The sequence below is a fragment of the Xanthomonas sp. F1 genome, from assembly GCF_014199855.1.
Genome location: NZ_JACHOK010000004.1, coordinates 47,463 through 64,425, shown reverse-complemented (window position 1 = coordinate 64,425; position 16,963 = coordinate 47,463). Strand labels below are relative to the sequence as shown.

General features: G+C 69.8%; 12 protein-coding genes and 1 tRNA gene. 2 read left to right on the top strand and 11 right to left on the bottom strand.

Annotated features, from left to right (window positions below; translation table 11 throughout):
* Window positions 1-149 precede the first annotated feature (149 nt).
* The 6 genes from pgi to pcnB form a co-directional block, all read right to left on the bottom strand.
* Window positions 150-1,664: a glucose-6-phosphate isomerase gene (gene pgi / locus GGR71_RS11035; RefSeq protein WP_160958507.1), complete on the bottom strand. Its 1,515-nt coding sequence runs from the start codon at window positions 1,662-1,664 to the stop codon at window positions 150-152.
* Window positions 1,661-2,041: an aspartate 1-decarboxylase gene (gene panD, locus GGR71_RS11030; protein WP_019798646.1), complete on the bottom strand. Its 381-nt coding sequence runs from the start codon at window positions 2,039-2,041 to the stop codon at window positions 1,661-1,663. Before panD ends, pgi begins: the two co-directional genes overlap by 4 nt.
* Before the next feature lie 175 nt (window positions 2,042-2,216).
* Complete coding sequence (gene panC / locus GGR71_RS11025) at window positions 2,217-3,056, bottom strand: pantoate--beta-alanine ligase (protein WP_160958505.1); 840 nt, start codon at window positions 3,054-3,056, stop codon at window positions 2,217-2,219.
* On the bottom strand, window positions 3,053-3,871 hold the full coding sequence (gene panB / locus GGR71_RS11020) for a 3-methyl-2-oxobutanoate hydroxymethyltransferase (RefSeq protein ID WP_160958503.1): 819 nt from the start codon (window positions 3,869-3,871) through the stop codon (window positions 3,053-3,055). Before panB ends, panC begins: the two co-directional genes overlap by 4 nt.
* A gap of 31 nt (window positions 3,872-3,902) precedes the next feature.
* Window positions 3,903-4,400 (bottom strand): 2-amino-4-hydroxy-6-hydroxymethyldihydropteridine diphosphokinase, encoded by a 498-nt coding sequence (folK, locus tag GGR71_RS11015; RefSeq protein ID WP_184451942.1) that lies wholly within the window; start codon window positions 4,398-4,400, stop codon window positions 3,903-3,905.
* Window positions 4,401-4,408: 8 nt separating this feature from the next.
* Window positions 4,409-5,827, bottom strand: coding sequence for a polynucleotide adenylyltransferase PcnB (gene pcnB / locus GGR71_RS11010; protein WP_160958765.1), 1,419 nt, complete (start codon window positions 5,825-5,827; stop codon window positions 4,409-4,411).
* Between the two features lie 29 nt (window positions 5,828-5,856).
* Here pcnB and GGR71_RS11005 point away from each other — a divergent pair.
* Window positions 5,857-5,931: transfer RNA gene (locus GGR71_RS11005), tRNA-Glu, on the top strand.
* A 229-nt stretch (window positions 5,932-6,160) separates the two neighbouring features.
* Here GGR71_RS11005 and folE2 read toward each other — a convergent pair.
* The gene (gene folE2, locus GGR71_RS11000) at window positions 6,161-7,108 is read right to left on the bottom strand and encodes a GTP cyclohydrolase FolE2 (RefSeq protein WP_160958499.1); all 948 of its coding nucleotides are present in this window, start codon (window positions 7,106-7,108) and stop codon (window positions 6,161-6,163) included.
* Between the two features lie 207 nt (window positions 7,109-7,315).
* Between folE2 and GGR71_RS10995 the strand changes: the two genes are divergently transcribed.
* A complete protein-coding gene (locus GGR71_RS10995) occupies window positions 7,316-9,097 on the top strand; it encodes a S53 family peptidase (RefSeq protein WP_184451940.1) in 1,782 nt (593 codons plus the stop codon).
* A gap of 69 nt (window positions 9,098-9,166) precedes the next feature.
* On the opposite strand, the gene GGR71_RS10990 is transcribed toward GGR71_RS10995, so the two are convergent.
* From GGR71_RS10990 to GGR71_RS10975, 4 genes are all read right to left on the bottom strand, one after another.
* A complete protein-coding gene (locus tag GGR71_RS10990; protein ID WP_160958495.1) occupies window positions 9,167-10,594 on the bottom strand; it encodes a sugar porter family MFS transporter in 1,428 nt (475 codons plus the stop codon).
* A 91-nt stretch (window positions 10,595-10,685) separates the two neighbouring features.
* On the bottom strand, window positions 10,686-12,026 hold the full coding sequence (gene xylA / locus GGR71_RS10985; RefSeq protein ID WP_160958493.1) for a xylose isomerase: 1,341 nt from the start codon (window positions 12,024-12,026) through the stop codon (window positions 10,686-10,688).
* 34 nt (window positions 12,027-12,060) lie between these two features.
* Complete coding sequence (gene xylB / locus GGR71_RS10980) at window positions 12,061-13,554, bottom strand: xylulokinase (RefSeq protein ID WP_160958491.1); 1,494 nt, start codon at window positions 13,552-13,554, stop codon at window positions 12,061-12,063.
* Between the two features lie 493 nt (window positions 13,555-14,047).
* The gene (locus GGR71_RS10975; protein WP_160958489.1) at window positions 14,048-16,930 is read right to left on the bottom strand and encodes a TIM-barrel domain-containing protein; all 2,883 of its coding nucleotides are present in this window, start codon (window positions 16,928-16,930) and stop codon (window positions 14,048-14,050) included.
* Window positions 16,931-16,963: the final 33 nt, after the last annotated feature.

Here is a 16,963-nt window from a genome sequence, read left to right as displayed (position 1 = left end):
GCCCTCACGCGATCGCGACACGAGACCAGCGACCACCGCTCGCGTGAGGAACTACCTCGACGTCACGCGCAACCCGCGGGACTCACGGCATGCGCGTTCTCGCGCGCTAGCGTGGAGCACAGCGAAAGGATCGCCGTGCGCCATGTGATTCAGCCCTGCAACCGCGCCAGCACCGCGCGCGTCACCGGATCGGCGACCTCGGTGGACTGGCCCTGCAGCGCCGGCAGCAACTGGCTGGCCAGTTGCTTGCCCAATTCGACGCCGAACTGGTCGAAGGCGTTGATGCCCCAGACCACCGACTGCACGTACACGCTGTGCTCGTACATCGCGATCAGCGCGCCCAGCGCCTGCGGGGTCAGCGCGTCGAGCAGGATCAGCGTGCTCGGGCGGCCGCCCGGGTAGTCGCGGGCCGGGTCGTCGCTGCCCTGCCCGTTCGCCAGCGCCTCGGTCTGCGCCAGCAGGTTGGCCAGCAGCGCCTGGTGGTTGACCGTGTACGGGTCGTCGTTGCGGATGCAGCCGATGAAGTCGGCCGGCACGATGCTGGTGCCCTGGTGCAGCGCCTGGAAGAAGCTGTGCTGCACGTCGGTGCCGGCGCCGCCCCACCACACCGGCACGGTATCGGCCTCGACCGGGCTGCCGTCCAGCCGCACGCGCTTGCCCAGGCTTTCCATCACCAACTGCTGCAGGTAGGCAGGCAGCAGCGCCAGGCGCTGGTCGTAGGTCATCACCGCCTGCGTCGCGTAGCCGAGCAGGTTGCGGTTCCACAGCGTGGTCAGGCCGTGCAGCACGGCCACGTTGCGTTCCAGCGGCGCGTTCAGGGCGTGGTCGTCGAACTGCGCGGCGCCATCCAGCAATTGCTCGAAGGCGTCGGCGCCGATCGCCAGCGCGATCGGGAAGCCCACCGCCGACCACAGCGAATAGCGGCCACCGACCCAGTCCCACATCGGCAGCACGCGGCCGGCGGCGATGTCGAAGGCCTTGGCGGCGCGTTCGGGATTGGCGCTGACCGCGTACAGGCGCTCGCTGCCGCCCAGCCAGTCGCGCAGGATCTGGCCGTTGAGCAGGGTTTCCTGGGTGCCGAAGGTCTTGGAGATCAGCACGCCGGCGGTGCGCGCCGGGTCCAGCGTGGCCAGGGTGCGCTGCATCGCCGCGCCGTCCACGTTGGAGACGAAGTGCACGCGGAAGCGCGCGCCGGTGACCGGACGTAGTGCATCGGCGACCAGGCGCGGGCCCAGATCGGAGCCGCCAATGCCGACGCTGACGATGTCGGTGACCTCGGTCTGGGCCAGTGCGTCGATCAGCGCGCGCATGCGCTGCTGCACCTCGCGCGCGCTGGCGTGGGCCTGGCTGGCCACCGGCGCGCCGGTGAGGTCGCCGCGCAGCGCGGTGTGCAATGCGGCGCGGCCTTCGGTGACGTTGACCGTCTCGCCGCGGAACAGACGCTGGAAGGCGCCGGCCAGGTCGTGTTCGGCGGCCAGCGCGAGCAGCGCGTCGAGCGCGGCGCGGTCGTACTTCTGCCGGGCGAAATTGAAGTACAGCGGTCCGACCTGCAGCGCCAACGTCTCGGCACGGCCGGGTTCGGCCGCCAGCAGGTCGGGAAGGCGCGCCCCGCGCAAGCGCTGGGCGTGGGAATGCAGTGCGTCGAAACCGGTGGACTGTGTCATGCGGCCTGCTTTGGGATGCTGTGGTTGGTGTGGGTGATCTTGTTGTTGCCGTCCACGTAGACCAGGGTCGGCTGGAAGCGCGCGGCCTCCTCCTCGCTCATGCCGGCGAAGGCGGCGATGATGATCAGGTCGCCGACCTGCACGTGGCGCGCGGCGCCGCCGTTGAGCGAGATGATGCCGCTGCCTTCGTCGGCGCGGATCGCGTAGGTGCTGAAACGCGCACCGTTGGTGACGTCCCAGATGTGCACCTGCTCGAACTCGCGGATGCCGGTCGCGTCCAGCAGCAGCCCGTCGATGGCGATCGAGCCTTCGTAGTTCAGCTCGGAATGGGTGACGGTGGCGCGGTGGATCTTGGTCTTCAACAGGCTCAGTTGCATGGCACGGGACTGCGGTCAGGAAAGACGCGCAGTTTAGCAGCCGGGCCGTGAGGTAGCGGTGCCACGCGCGCCACGGTCCGTCGTAGGAGCGGCTTCAGCCGCGACAGCCTTGCCGCGGAAGCCCGTCGCGGCTGAAGCCGCTCCTACACGGCAACTGCCCTGGGGCCTGCCGCGCTCAGAATTCCAGGTTGTCGATCAGCCGGGTGCGGCCCAGGCGCGCGGCGATCAGTGCCACGCGCGGGCCGTTGCCGTCCTGCGGCTCGCTCAGGTCGGGCGTGCGCAGCACGCTGTAGTCGACCTCGAAGCCGGCGTCCTGCAACTGCGCGGTCGCCGCCGCCTCCACCTGCGCACGCGGGCGCCCGGCCAGGTGCGCCTCGCGCATCGCCAGCAGGGTGCGATGGATGTGCGCGGCACGCGGCCGCTCCTCCGCCGACAGGTACTGGTTGCGCGAACTCATCGCCAGGCCGTCGGCCTCGCGCACGATGCCGCCGCCCAGGATCTCGATCGGGAACGCCAGGTCGGCCACCATCTGCCGGATCACCGCCAGCTGCTGGTAGTCCTTTTTGCCGAACGCGGCCAGGTCCGGCTGCACCTGGTTGAACAGGCGCGCGACCACGGTGCACACGCCGTCGAAATGGCCCGGCCGGCAGGCGCCTTCCAGCACCTCGCTGACGCCCGGGGTGTGCATGCGCAGCGCCAGTTCCACGCCCAGCGGATACATGCTTTCCACCGTCGGCAGCCACAGCACGTCGCAGCCGGCGCCTTCCAGGCCGCTGGTGTCGGCTTCCGGGGTGCGCGGGTAGCGGGTGAAATCCTCGTTCGGGCCGAACTGGGTCGGATTGACGAACACGCTGGAGACCACGCGGTCGGCGTACTGCCGCGCCAGCATCACCAGCGAGAAATGTCCGGCATGCAGGTTGCCCATGGTCGGCACGAAGGCCACGCGCAGGCCCTGCCGCTTCCAGCCGGAGACGGTGGCGCGCAGTCGCGCCAGGTCGGTGATGGTCTCGATCATTTGGCGTAGGCGTGTTCGGCGTCGGGGAAGGTGCCGGCGCGCACCGCGTCGGCGTAGGCGCGAGCGGCGCCGGCGATGGAGCCGCCTTCGGCCAGGAAATCCTTGACGAAGCGCGGGCGGCGATGGCCGCTGTCCAGGCCGAGGAAGTCGTGCATCACCAGCACCTGGCCGTCGCAACCGGGGCCGGCACCGATGCCGATGGTGGGGATGTCGATCTCGGCGGTGATCCGCGCGGCCAGCGGCGACGGCACGCACTCCAGCACCAGCAGCGCGGCGCCGGCCGCGGTGACCGCCTTGGCGTCGGCGAGCAGCCTGGCCGCGGCGGCCTCTTCGCGGCCCTGGATCTTGTAGCCGCCGAAGGTCAGCACCGACTGCGGGGTCAGGCCCAGGTGCGAGCACACCGGGATGTCGCGTTCGCTGAGGAAGCGGATCACCTCCAGCTTGTGCCCGGCGCCCTCCAGCTTGACCATCTCCGCACCGGCCTGCAGCAGCCGGGTCGACGCGTCCAGCGCGCGCTCGGGGGTGGCATCGGACTGGAACGGCAGGTCGGCCACCAGCAGCGCGCGCTGCAGCACCCGCGCCACCGCGGCGGTGTGGTAGGCGATGTCGTCCACGGTCACCGGCAGGGTCGAATCGTGGCCCTGCACCACCATGCCCAGCGAATCGCCGATCAGGATCAGGTCCACGCCGTTGGCGTCGAAGGTCCGCGCGAAGCCGGCGTCGTAGGCGGTCAGCATCACCAGCTTCTGCTGGCGGCGCTTGGCCTCGGCCAGGGCGGGAACGGTCCAGGGCTTGCTGTCGGCGTGACTGCTCATAAGCTCATGTGCTGCGGTAATGAGCCGAGCATTATCTACCGATTGGCGCGATCCCGCCGGTTTCGATGCGGTCGCGTACGTCACGCACCGTTCCATGCCCCGGAATGACCGCGTCCGCGGCGATCTCGGCCAGCGGCAGCAGCACGAACGCACGCTGGTGCAGGAACGGATGCGGCACCTGCAGCCCGGGCAGATCGATCACCGCCTCGGCGTACAGCAACAGGTCCAGATCCAGGGTGCGCGGCCCCCAGCGCTCGCCGGGCTGGCGCTGGCGGCCGTGGCGGTGTTCCAGGTCCAGCAGCGCCTGCAGCAGCGCCGGCGCCGGCAGCGTGGTGGTCACCAGCGCCGCGGCATTGACGAAGTCCGGCTGGTCCTCGCGGCCCCAGGCCGGGCTGCGGTACAGCTGCGAGGCGCGCAGCAGGCGGGTCTGCGGCAGGGTGTCGAGCGCGGCCAGGGCCGTGCGCAGGGTCGCCGCGGCATCGCCAAGGTTGCCGCCCAGGCCGATGCAGGCCTGGACCGGCGTCGCCACCACGGCACTCACTCGACGGGCGCGGTGGCGTCCGGGCGGCGGCGCCGGCGCCGGCGGCGCTTGGGGGTCTCTTCGCTGTCGGCCGGCGGCGCGAACGCCAGCTCGTCGCCGGCGTAGTCCACCTCCGGATCGAACCCGCGCGGTGGCGGCGCGTAGCCGGGCTGCTGCTGCAGTTCGCGCCAGTAGGCGATGTCGGCCGCATGCTCGTCCGAGGCCGACTGGCGCACGATCAGGAAATCGAACGCGGCGCGGAAGCGCGGATGCGACAGCGTGCGCATCACCCGCTTGCGCTGGCGCGAGGTGAAGCGCGACTGCAGCAGCCAGATCTCCTGCATCGGCAGCGAGAAGCGCCGCGGCAGCGCCACGGTGCTCAACTGGTGCAGGGTCACCCGGTCGGCGGCGCGGCGTTGCGCCTCCTCCATCTGCATGCCCTGCTTCTGCAGGGTCATCAGCGCGCGGCAGTAGGCCGGCCACAGCAACAGGGCGAACAGGAACGCCGGCGACACCGGCTCGTCGTTGGCGACACGGGCATCGGTGTTGCGCAGGCCCTCGATGAGCATCCGCCGCAGCGCGCCGCTGCGATTGGAGCGCAGCGCCGCCGCGCTTTCCGGGAACAGCGCGGCGAGCAGGCCGTGCCGCTCCAGCCCCTCGAAGCTGGCCACACCATGGCCGGACAGGAACAGCTTGAGCACTTCCTCGAACAGCCGCGCCGGCGCGGCCTCGGCCAGCAACCCGGCCAGGCGCGGGATCGGCTCGGCGGTGCCGGCCTCGATCTCGAAGCCGAGCTTGGCCGCCAGGCGCACCGCGCGCAGCATGCGCACCGGATCCTCGCGGTAGCGCTGCTCGGGGTCGCCGATCAGCTTCATCAGCCGTGCCTGCACGTCCTCGAAGCCGCCGGTGTAGTCGCGCACCGAGAAGTCCTCGATCGCGTAGTACAGGGCGTTGCAGGTGAAGTCGCGGCGGACCGCATCGTCCTCGATGCTGCCGTAGACGTTGTCGCGGACCAGGCGGCCGTTGTCCACCTCGCGGTCGCCGCTGCCGTCGTCGACGTTGGCGCGGAAGGTGGCGACCTCGATGATCTCGCGACCGTAGACCACGTGCGCCAGGCGGAAGCGGCGGCCGATCAGGCGGCAGTTGCGGAACAACTGCTTGACCTGCTCGGGGGTGGCGTCGGTGGCGACGTCGAAATCCTTGGGCTGCACCTGGACCAGCAGGTCGCGGACCGCGCCGCCGACCAGGTACGCGCCGAAGCCGGCCTCGCGCAGCCGGTACAGCACGCGCAGGGCGTTGGGGCTGATGTCCTTGCGCGAGATGGGGTGCTGATCGCGCGGGATCGCGCGCAGGGTGAATGGCGATGGAACTGGCGGATTGATGATGGCGCTTCCGTATCGGGTTGCGGGATTGCCGAAGGGCGGCGAGACCCATATACTAGCGCGCTGCAATCGACGCGACCAACGCTCCCTTCGTCTAGTGGTTAGGACGTGGCCCTCTCAAGGCTAAAACAGGGGTTCGAGTCCCCTAGGGAGCGCCATCCTCGCCTCGCCTGCAGCGCGACACAGCAAAAACCCCGCCTTGGCGGGGTTTTTTGCGTTCCGGGGTAGGGGTCTGCGCGCCTCACCGGGGGGGCGCAAGCGCCGAGTCGCCCGCGAACGGGCCGATTCGGGCATCGGCCAGCGGAATGATGCGACCGGCGCGCGACGCGACCGGTCGACGCAGGTCAGCGCACCGGCCGGGTGGGTCGTCGCCTGGCCCGCGCGGCGTCAGTCGCCAGCCTCCCCGGCGGCGACGGCCACCGGCGCCGACGCGGTCTCTGCCACCGCATCGTGCGCATGCAGGCTCTCCAGATGCCGTACCTGCACCTGTACGTCGGCGTAGCGCGCGCCCAGCGCCTGTTGCAGGCGCCGCGCGGCGTCCTCCACGTACATCAGGTTCTCGCCATTGCGGCGCGCGAACGCCTGTTCGTCGGCACGCCGCACCGCCGCCTGCACCGGCGTGGCCAGGGCCTGCTCGGCCAGCGCGATCACGCCCTCCGCGTCGAAGCGCACCGCGCGCGCCGACACGCCGACCCGGACCGAGGCCACGCTGCGCTGGCTATGCGGGGTGGCGTGACTGCCGTGCTGGAGCAGCCAGTCCGCGACCGCCTCGCGCGGGACCGAGACCTGGTCCGCGTGCTGCTGCACGAAGGCCTCGCTGAGCAGTTGCCGCGCCAGCGCCGCCGAGCATGGACAGGTCGAGGAATACAACAACTCCACGCCCAGCCCCAGGCGGACCACGCCGCCGCGCAGTTCGGCGTCGATCCGCAGCGGATACGCCCGCCATCCGGCCAGCCCCGGGCTGCGCAACGCCGGGCGGCGACGCAGCAGCTCCAGGCGCAGCGACACCCGCGCCGCGGTCGAGGCGCAATCGGCATGGCTGTGCACCATCGCCCGCAGCAACTGCGACAGCCGCGACGGCGACAGCGGCTGCTGCGCGCACTCGTCGAGGAGGCGGTACAGCCGCGACATATGAATGCCCTTGACCTGCGCCGACGGCAGGTCCACAGCGAGTCCGGCCCGCGCCGGCACATGCGCCGCATTCCCGCCCTCGCCCACCTCCAGGCAGATCGGCAACGCGATGCCGTCCATGCCGACCCAATTCAGGGGGGCGGCGATCTGCGAGGGTTCATCGGCGGCGACATCGGGCAACGGCGGGGGGAGTGGCAGGTTCATCGGATCGGCTGGGCAACGGAACGAAGGAAGGACAGCGGGAAGGCATCGCAATTGTTATAAAGTAACGCATCGAACCATCGCGGCGGCGTGCGTCACCCACGCCACGCTCAGGCCCCGGCCGTGCCGTAGACAACGTTCCAACGGGCTGAACCATTCGGCTTCCGTCCGTGTCCACCTGACGCCCTTTCCCCCGCAGCGAGTGATGCCATGTCCCACCCGAGGTTCCGTACCGCCCTGCTCACCGGCGCCCTGTGCGCCGCACTCGTCACCACCGCCCACGCCGCGCCCGCGGCAGGCTGGGTCGCCACCGATACCGCCAGCCAGGTCGCTGCGGGCCGTGCCCTCGCCCGCCCCGAGCAAGCGCTGAGCCCGGCGCCGCTGGACGCCACCCTGGACATCAGCATCGTGCTGCGCCCTGCCGATCCGGTCGCGCTGCAGCAGGCCACCGCGGCGCTGACCGCCCAGTCCTCCGCCGATCCGGCGCTGCAGGCCCGGGCCAAGGCCCTGGCCCAGCCGAACGCCGCCGCCCTGCGCCGGGTCCAGGACTACCTGCTCGGCAAGGGCATCGGCGACGTGCGCGTGGCCGGCAACGGCACCTTGCTGCAGGCCCGGGCCAGCGTCGCCGCGATCCAGGCCGCGTTCGACACGGCGATCCGCAGCTACAGCGAGAACGGCCGCCGCTACTACGTCAACGACGGCGCGGCCAAGGTGCCGGCGGCGCTGGCCGGCAGCGTGGCCGGCGTGCTCGGCCTGGACACCGTGCGCAGCGCAGCGGCGCCAAAGATCGTCGCCCGGCAGGCCGCGCAGGCCATCGCCTCGCCGCAGGCGACGGCGCAGGCCACGCCGGACCTGGTCGCCGTGATGCATCGGGTGGAAGACCTGCCGGTGCTGTACGACGCCGCCAGTCTGCCGGCCGCCACCGACACCACCGCGGCGATCATCGCGGTCGGCAACATGGGCGAGACCCTGCGGCACCTGGCCAGCTTCCAGGCGCAGCACAACCTGCACACGATGGTGCGCGTGGTGCAGACCGCCGATCCGGCCTCGCCCGGCTACCGGCCGACCAACGATCCCTCGGCCGACGTCGAGTGGGACATGGACACGCAGTTGCTGCTCGGCACGTCCGGCGGCCTGAAGACACTGATCATCTACGACATTCCCGACTTTTCATGGAAGAGCATCATCGACGGCATGCAGCGGGCGGCCGACGACGACCTGGCGCGGGTGATCAGCGTCTCGATCTACGGATCGGAAGCGCAGGTGTACCGGGATACCCTGCAGGCGGCCAATGCGGCGCTGAACCAGGCGGTGAGCAACGGCCAGAACTTCGTGTTCTGCAGCGGCGACGACGGGGTCTACCTGCCGCTGAGCGCCAATGCCAACGCGCCGTACTATCCCGACCTGAGCGCCCATCCGGAACAGCGCGAAGTCGCCTTCCCCGCCTCAAGCCCGTACGTGATCGCCGTCGGCGCGACCGAATTGCGCACGCCGGCCGGCGCGCCCACCACCTACGGCGAGGAGGTGGTCTGGAACGCGCACCGCGGCCACGGCATCACCCAGGGCGGACTCAGCAAGATGTACGCCGCGCCGAGCTGGCAGCAGAGCGCGATCCCGAGCATGCTCGGCACCGGCTACCGCGCGGTGCCCGACGTCAGCTTCAACGGCTCCGGCGACAGCAGCGCCTACATCCTGCAGACCGGCAGCACCATCGGCACCGAGGTCAGCGGCTACGTCTACGGCACCAGCGCGGCGGCGCCGACCTTCGCCGGCATGCTCGCCCGCGTGCTGCAGGCCAACGGAAACCGGGTGGGCTTCGTCGGCCCGGCCCTGTATGCCTATGCCAGGACCGCGAGCAATACGTACGACGTGCTGCTCGGCGACAACGGCCTGTATCGCGACGGCTACCGCGCCGGTCCCGGTTGGGACTATGCGTCCGGCTGGGGCAGCGTGGACATGCTTGCCTTCAGCCGCTACCTGCAGACGCACTGAGCCGGACGCGACGCGCACGACGCGCAGCTTTGACGATGCCGGCGCGCCGCGTGCGCGCCGGCCTTCGCCTCAGCCCTGCATCTGCTCCAGTTCCTTGCCCTTGGTCTCGTACACGTAGCGCAGCACGAAGAACACCGACAGGAACGCGGCCACGGTGTAGATGCCGTAGGCGCCGGCCAGGCCGATGCTGCCGAGCAGGATCGGGAAGGTCACGGTGATGGCGAAGTTGGACATCCACTGCGCCGCACCGGCCACCGCCAGCCCGGAGCCGCGGATCTGGTTGGGGAACATCTCGCCCAGCATCACCCACATCACCGGGCCCCAGGACATGTTGAAGAAGACCACGTAGACGTTGGCGGCGATCAGCGCCAGCCGGCCCATGCCCGGCGACAGCGCCAGCTTGCCGGCCGCATCCAGCGAGGCGCTGGCGAACGCGATGGTGACCAGCGCCAGCGACACCGCCATGCCGGCCGAGCCGATCCACAGCAGCGGCTTGCGCCCGATCCGGTCGATCAGCACCACCGTGACCAGGCAGGCGCCGATGCTCAACGCGCCGGACAGCACGTTGATCAACAACGCATCGCTCTCGGAGAAGCCCACGGCCTGCCACAGCACCGCGCCGTAGTAGAACACCACGTTGATGCCCACCAGTTGCTGGAAGGTGGCCAGGCCGATGCCGATCCACACGATCGGACGAATCTTGCCGGTGACCTTGCTGACTAGGTCCGACAGCCGCGGCTTGTGCTGGTCGGCCGAGAGCGAGGCGGAGATCTCGGTCAGCTTGGTCTGCGCCGTGCCGGCGCCGTACAGCCGGGTCAGCACCGCCAGCGCCTGTTCGCGGCGGCCCTTCACCACCAGGAAGCGTGGGCTTTCCGGAATCGCCAGCAACAGCAGCAGGAACGCCGTGGACGGCAACGCCTGCATCCAGAACATCCAGCGCCAGGCCGGCTGGCCCAGCCACAGCGCCTCGGTGGACGCGCCGGCGGCCTTGGCCAGCAGATAGTTGCTGAGGAAGGCACAGAACAGCCCGCCGATGATGGCGATCTGCTGCACCGTGGCCAGGCGCCCGCGGTAGCGCGCCGAAGCGACCTCGGCGATGTAGGCCGGCGACATCACGCTGGCCGCGCCCACCGCGAAACCGCCCATCATCCGCGCCAGCACGAACACCGCCGAGTTGTGCGCCGCGCCGGCGCCCAGCGCCGACAGCAGGAACAGCGCCGCCGACACGATCAGCACCGTGCGCCGGCCCCAGCGGTCGGCCAGCGAACCGGCCAGGAACGCGCCGACCGCGCAGCCCAGCAACATCGAGGCGACCTCGAAGCCGGTACCGGCGGAACTGGACTGGAAGGCCGCCTTGAGGCCATCGACGGTGCCGTTGATGACGCCGCTGTCGAAGCCGAACAGGAAGCCGCCGATGGTGGCGACGCAGCTGATCAGGATGATGAGGCGGGTGTTCTCGCCGGCGTCGGCGTGGCGATCGATCGGAACACTGGACATGGGTTCACCTGGTGGCGTGCAAGAGGAAGACGGCCGGCGCGCGGGAAGCAGCATGCGCGGCGGCGGCACCGGGCCGCCGCCGCGCACTGGTTCAGCGCAGCAGGTACTGGTTGATCAGGTTCTCGTAGGCTTCCTGGCGGCCGCTGCGCTGGGTCGGCTCGCCAGCCTGCGCGGCGTGCGCGGCCAGGTCCGCCAGCGTGCTCTTGCCGGCGGCGAATGCCGCACCGGCGCCGCCGTCAAAGCTGGCGTAGCGCTCGCGGCGCCATTGCTCCAGCGGCGACGCCGTGAGCAACGCGTGCGCGACTTCCAGGCCGCGCGCGAACGCGTCCATGCCGCCGATGTGGGCGATGAACAGGTCCTGCGGATCGGACGACTCGCGGCGCACCTTGGCGTCGAAGTTGAGCCCGCCCGGGGCCAGCCCGCCCTGCCGCAACACCACCAGCATCGCGCCGATCGTGTCGTACAGGTCGACCGGGAACTGGTCGGTGTCCCAGCCGTTCTGCGGATTGCCGCGATTGGCGTCGATGCTGCCGAGCAGGCCGGCGTCGCTGGCCACCTGCAGGTCGTGCTCGAAGCTGTGCCCGGACAGCGTGGCGTGGTTGGCCTCGATGTTGAGCTTGAAGTCCTTGTCCAGGCCGTACTGGCGCAGGAAGCCGATCACGGTGGCGCTGTCGAAGTCGTACTGGTGCTTCATCGGCTCCATCGGCTTGGGCTCGATCAGGAAATTGCCCTTGAAGCCGATGCTGCGCCCGTAGTCGCGGGCCAGGGTCAAAAACCGCGCAAGGTGCTCCTGCTCGCGCCGCATCTGCGTGTTGTGCAGGCAGGCGTAGCCTTCGCGGCCGCCCCAGAACACGTAGTTCTCGCCGCCCAGTTCCACGGTCGCCTCCAACGCGGCCTTGACCTGCACCGCCGCGCGCGCGACCACGTCGAAGTCCGGATTGGTCGCCGCGCCGTTCATGTAGCGCGGATGCGAAAACAGATTCGCGGTGCCCCACAGCAATTTGACCCCGGTGTCGGCCTGGCGCTGCTTGGCGATGCCGACCATATGCTTGAGATTCTTCTCGTACTGGCCGACGTCCTCGGCGTCCGGCGCCAGGTCCACGTCGTGGAAGCAGTAGTACGGCACGCCGAGCTTGGTGAAGAACTCGAACGCGGCATCGGCCTTGGCCTCGGCGCGGCCCAGCGCGTCGCTGCCGGCGTCCCACGGATAGGCGCGCGTGCCCGGGCCGAACGGATCGGCGCCGTTGCCGCAGAAGCTGTGCCAGTAGGCCACGGCGAAGCGCAAATGCTCGGCCATGGTCTTGTCGCCGATGCGCTTGCCGGCGTCGTAGACCTTGAATGCCAGCGGATTGTCCGAGGCCTTGCCTTCGAACGGAATGCGGCCGATGCCCGGAAAGTATTCCTTGGCGCCGGTGTAGACGGAAGTGCTCATCACGAAGTCCTGGTGCGTTGCGGGGGAAAGGAGATCACGTGGCGTACAGCGGGCCGATGGCCTGCAGATGCCGCTGGAAGCTCTGGTAGTGCGCCTGGTACTGCGCGCCGCGCTGCGCATCCGGCTGCGCGGAGCGCGACGCGTCGTCCTGCTGGTGCCGCAGCACCACCTCGGCCAGGCTGGCGCGCTCGCCCTGCGCCCAGCCGTCGGCCCACAGCGCCTGCAGCGCGGCGCCGAACGCCGCGCCCTCGGGCTGCGCCGGCACGTGCACCGGCAAGCCGAACAGATCGGCGATGAGCTGGCGCCAGCCGGCGCTGTTGCTGCCGCCGCCAGTCAAGGAGATCGCATCGAATCGCAGCCCGGCATCGACGAACGCGTCGAAGCCGTTGCGCAGGCTGTAGCTGGCGCCCTCCATCGCCGCGCGATAGAAATGCGCCGGCGTGGTGTTGTGCAGGTCCATGCCGGTCAGGCAGCCGCGCGCGGCCGGCAGGTTCGGGGTGCGTTCGCCGTTGAAGAACGGCAGCAAGACCAGTCCGTCCGCACCCGGCTCGGTGGCTTCGAGCAAGGCCTCGCCCTGCCCGGTCTTGATGCCGAACAGGCGCGCGATGGTTTCGGTGGCGACGGTGCAGTTCATGGTGCAGATCAGCGGCAACCAGCCGCCGCTGGACGAACAGAACGCCGCCCAGCGCGCATCGGGGTCCACCACCGGGCGCTCGGCATAGGCGAACAGCGTGCCGGAGGTGCCCAGGCTCATGCTCAGGCGTCCGGGCACCACGTTGCCGGTGCCGATCGCCGCCATCATGTTGTCGCCACCACCGGTGGCCACGCGAACCTCGCGCGGCAGGCCCAACGTCTGCGCGGCATCCGCGGACAAGACGAAACTGGTCTCGGTCGGCACCAGCGGCGGCAGCGCCGCAGCCAGGTCGCGCTGCGGATCGATCGCCTGCAGCAGCGGCGCCGACCACTGCCGGGTGCGCACGTCCAGCCAGCCACTGCCGGAGGCGTCGCCGACCTCGGCGTAGCGCTCGCCGGTGAGCCAGAAATTGACGTAGTCGTGCGGCAGCAACACCGAGGTCATCGCCGCATAAGCGTCGGGGCGATGCTTGCGCGTCCACGGCAGCTTGGAGGCGGTGTAGCCGGCCAGGATCGGGTTGCCGGCCAGTTCCACGCAGCGCTGCGCGCCGCCGACCGCGTCCATGATCTCCTCGCATTCGCGCTGGGTGCTGGTGTCGCACCACAGCTTCACCGGCGCGGTGACCTGGCCCTGCGCGTCCAGCGGCACGAAGCCGTGCTGCTGCCCGGACACCGCAATGGCCCGCACCTGCGCCCGCTGTTCGGCGCTCAGCGCGGCGAAGCAGGCGACGATGCCGTCGATCCACCACTGCGCCTGCTGCTCGCGGGTGCCGTCGTCGCGGCTGATCAGTTCCAGCGCATGACCGTGGGTGGCCACCACCTGCCGGCTGTCGGCATCGTAGGCGAGCAGCTTGACGCTCTGCGTGCCCACGTCCAGACCGATGTACAGACTCATTGCCGCACCTGCCGCATCTTGCACACACCCACGTCCATCATCGCTCCAGGAGAAAGGCCGGCGTGCGAGGGCCACCCGCCGTGATGCCGAGTGTAGTGCGCACCGCACGCATCACGCAGCGGCGCATGATGACGCCGAGTGCCCCGCCCTGCCAGCGCGGCTCGCGCGATGGCGCACGCACGTCGTGCATCCGGCTGTCCTGCAGCCAATTCGCGGTCAACGCATGCAGAAGCAAGACACCGATCAAGCCAATGGATGTCACTGCATGCCGTGATGGCGCGTCGCATGCGCGACACGATGGCGACTGGCGCGGTCTCGGCTCTGCGCAGAATGTGTCTACACACGGCACCGTCTTGATGCACTGCAGCAGGCACATGAGCACACGCTGCTGCCGCGTCTCGCTCTCCATGCGGACGACGCGCGTGCATGCAGCCCGCCGCGATGATGGCGACGCAAGGATGATGGCCCTCGCTTCGCTGGCCTCGCGCCACACTCATCCGGCGCCGGCCACACCGGCGCGCCCGGCGCTGACATGCGGCACATCGACGCCCTCACCGCGGTAGTCCACCGTGGCATCGGCCTTGGGCTCCAGCGCACCGGCATCGTCGCGCGGACCATCGACGAAGCGCACGTGGATAGTGCGCCGTTCCTGCATGCCCGGCCAGCGACCCTCGCGCGCGCCGATGCGCAGCACGCCCCTGGCCTGGTCCCACTGCAGCGGGATGCGACTGAACTCGCCCTTCTCGTAGCCGTAGCCGGTGCCGTCGTCCTCGTACAGCGAGAAGCGGCCGTCGGCACCGGTATAGACCACCACGGTCAGCGGTGCGTCCGGGATCTGGTCGACGTACTGCTGCACGCGGGTCATCGGCACGATGGCGCCGGCGCGCACGAACAGCGGCATGCGCTGCAGCGGCGCGGCGGCGTCGATGGTCTGGCTGCCGGCGTGGCGCGCGCCGCTGTTGAAGTCGATCCAGTCAGTGCCGGCCGGCAGGTACACCTTGCGCGAGGTCGCGCCGAAGCGAGTCACCGGCGCCACCAGGAACGCCGGGCCGAACAGGTACTCGTCGTCGATGTCGGCGACCTTGGGGTCGTGCGGGAAGTCCATGGGCAGGCCGCGCATCATCACCCCGTCGTGGTGATAGGTGTCGCCGGCGAGCGTGTAGATGTAGGGCAGCAGCGCGTAGCGCAGGCGGCTGTAGTAGGCCATGCTGGCGTAGTACGGCGTGCCTTCCGGCGCGATGTTCCAGATCTCGCGATACGGGAACTGGCCGTGCGAGCGGAACAGCGGCACGAAGGCGCCGAACTGGAACCAGCGCGTGTTGAGTTCGCGCCATTCGGGCAGATGCGCCGGGTCCTGGCTTTCGTAGCGCTTCTCCACGGCGAAGCCACCGATGTCGAAGGTCCAGTTCGGCAGGCCCGACATCGACAGGTTGACGCCGGCGGAGATCTGCTCGCGCATGTCCTCCCAGCGCGAGGCGATGTCGCCGCTCCACACCGCCACGGCGTTGCGCTGGATGCCGGCATAGCCCTTGCGCGAGAGGATGAACACGCGCTTGCCATCGGCGGCGCGATCGCCGGCGTAGACGCCGTGGGTGTGCGGCAACGGGTAGGCATTGAAGAACTCGGTGGACGGCCCCAGCGCGGTCGGGGTGGTGCGCGCCTTGCGCTCGGCGATGTCCAGGTTGGAGTGCACGTCGGGTTCGTCGGCGTCCAGCCACCAGGCATCGATGCCCTTGCGGTTGAGCGTCTGGTCGATCTGCCGCCAGTAGATCGCCTGCGCATCGGCCGCGTACGGGTCGTAGAACGCGTTGGTGTAGCCCTTGCCGATCCAGTCCAGTTCGCCCACCTCGACATTGCGCCGGTAGATGTGTCCGGCCGCGTCCAGTTCCTTGTAGTGGGCGGTGGCCGGGTAGAACTTCGGCCAGACCGAGATCATCAGCTGCGCGTGGCTGTCGTGCACGGCCTTGACCATGCCGTCCGGATCGGGAAAGCGCGCGCGGTCGAACTCGTGCGAGCCCCAGGCGTTCTCCGGCCAGTACGACCAGTCGAGCACGATGTTGTCGATCGGCAGTTGCCGCCGGCGGTACTCGCCCAGCGCGCCGAGCAACTCGTCCTGGGTCTTGTAGCGCTCGCGGCTCTGCCAGAAGCCGTAGGCCCACTTCGGCAGCAACACGGCCTTGCCGGTGAGCGTGCGGTAGCCGGCGATGACCTGGTCGGCGTCGTCGCCGGCGACGACGTAGTAGTCGATCATCTGCCCGGCTTCGGACCACAGCGACAGGTCGCCGGCTTCGGCCGCCGGCAGCGGGTCGCGATGCAGCAGCGCGATGTAGCTGGGATCGATCAGGTCCCACTCGACCTTGAGCGTATGCCGCTGGCCGGGCTGCAGCTGCAGCGCGAACTCGTGGTGCCAGGGGTTCCAGTTCTGCCGCCAACGGTCGACGAGCAGCTTGCCGTCGACCCACAGCCTGGCGTATTCGCTGGCGTAGAGCGAGAAGGTGTGCGTGCCGCCGCGTTCGGCCTCGATCTGGCCTTCCCAGCGTACCTGCATGCGGCGCTTGTCGCCGGGCTTGGCCGCGGCAGGAAACTTCGCCAGGTCCTTGATGTACTGGTAGTCGATGTCCGGCTCGCGGCGCTCCAGCACCGGCTTGCCATCGATCGCGTAGTGCGCGGTGAGCGCTCCCGGCTTGCCTTGCGCGTCGTACAGGCGCAGCGACGCCGGCAGCGGCTGCAGCCCGCGCGGATCGCCGAAGCGGGTGATCGCATTGTTGTCCCAGAGGATGCCGTAGTTGCGGCTGGACACCAGGTACGGCACCGCCATGTCCAGATTGCTCTGCAACAGCTCGATGTCGTGACCTTTCTGGTTCATCCAGCCCTGCTGGTGCTGTCCGAACCCATAGAAGGCCTCGTCGGGCGGCGAGACGAAACGCTGGCGCACACTCAGATAGTTGCGCCCTTCGACCTGCAGCGGCGCGAAGCTGCGCCCGCCTGCCACTTCCGCCAGCAAGGGCGTGCCCTGCGCATCGGTGAAGCCGACATGGCCGTCGACGGTGGAGACCTGCGCGGTCATCCGGGCGGTCTTGAGCTGCACCGTCTCGCCGTGTTGCTCCAGCGTAAAGCCGGTCTCGCCCTGCACCGGCACCCGCATCAGGCTGGGCGTGCGCTGGAACGTACCGGTCGGATCGGCACTGACCCGGACGATGCCGCGATCGATCACCTGTAGACGCACCGGCGCTGCGCCCTTGGCGCTGGGATGCACGGTGACGCCGTCGGCATCGCGGGTCACCTCCTGCGCTGCGGCGGACGCGGTAACAAGCAACAGCGTCAGCAGCAACAGGCGTGGCAACGATGGCGGCAGGTGACGGTTCGCGTTGTGCATGTTCACTCCCTTGGATGGTCACGCAGCATGGCG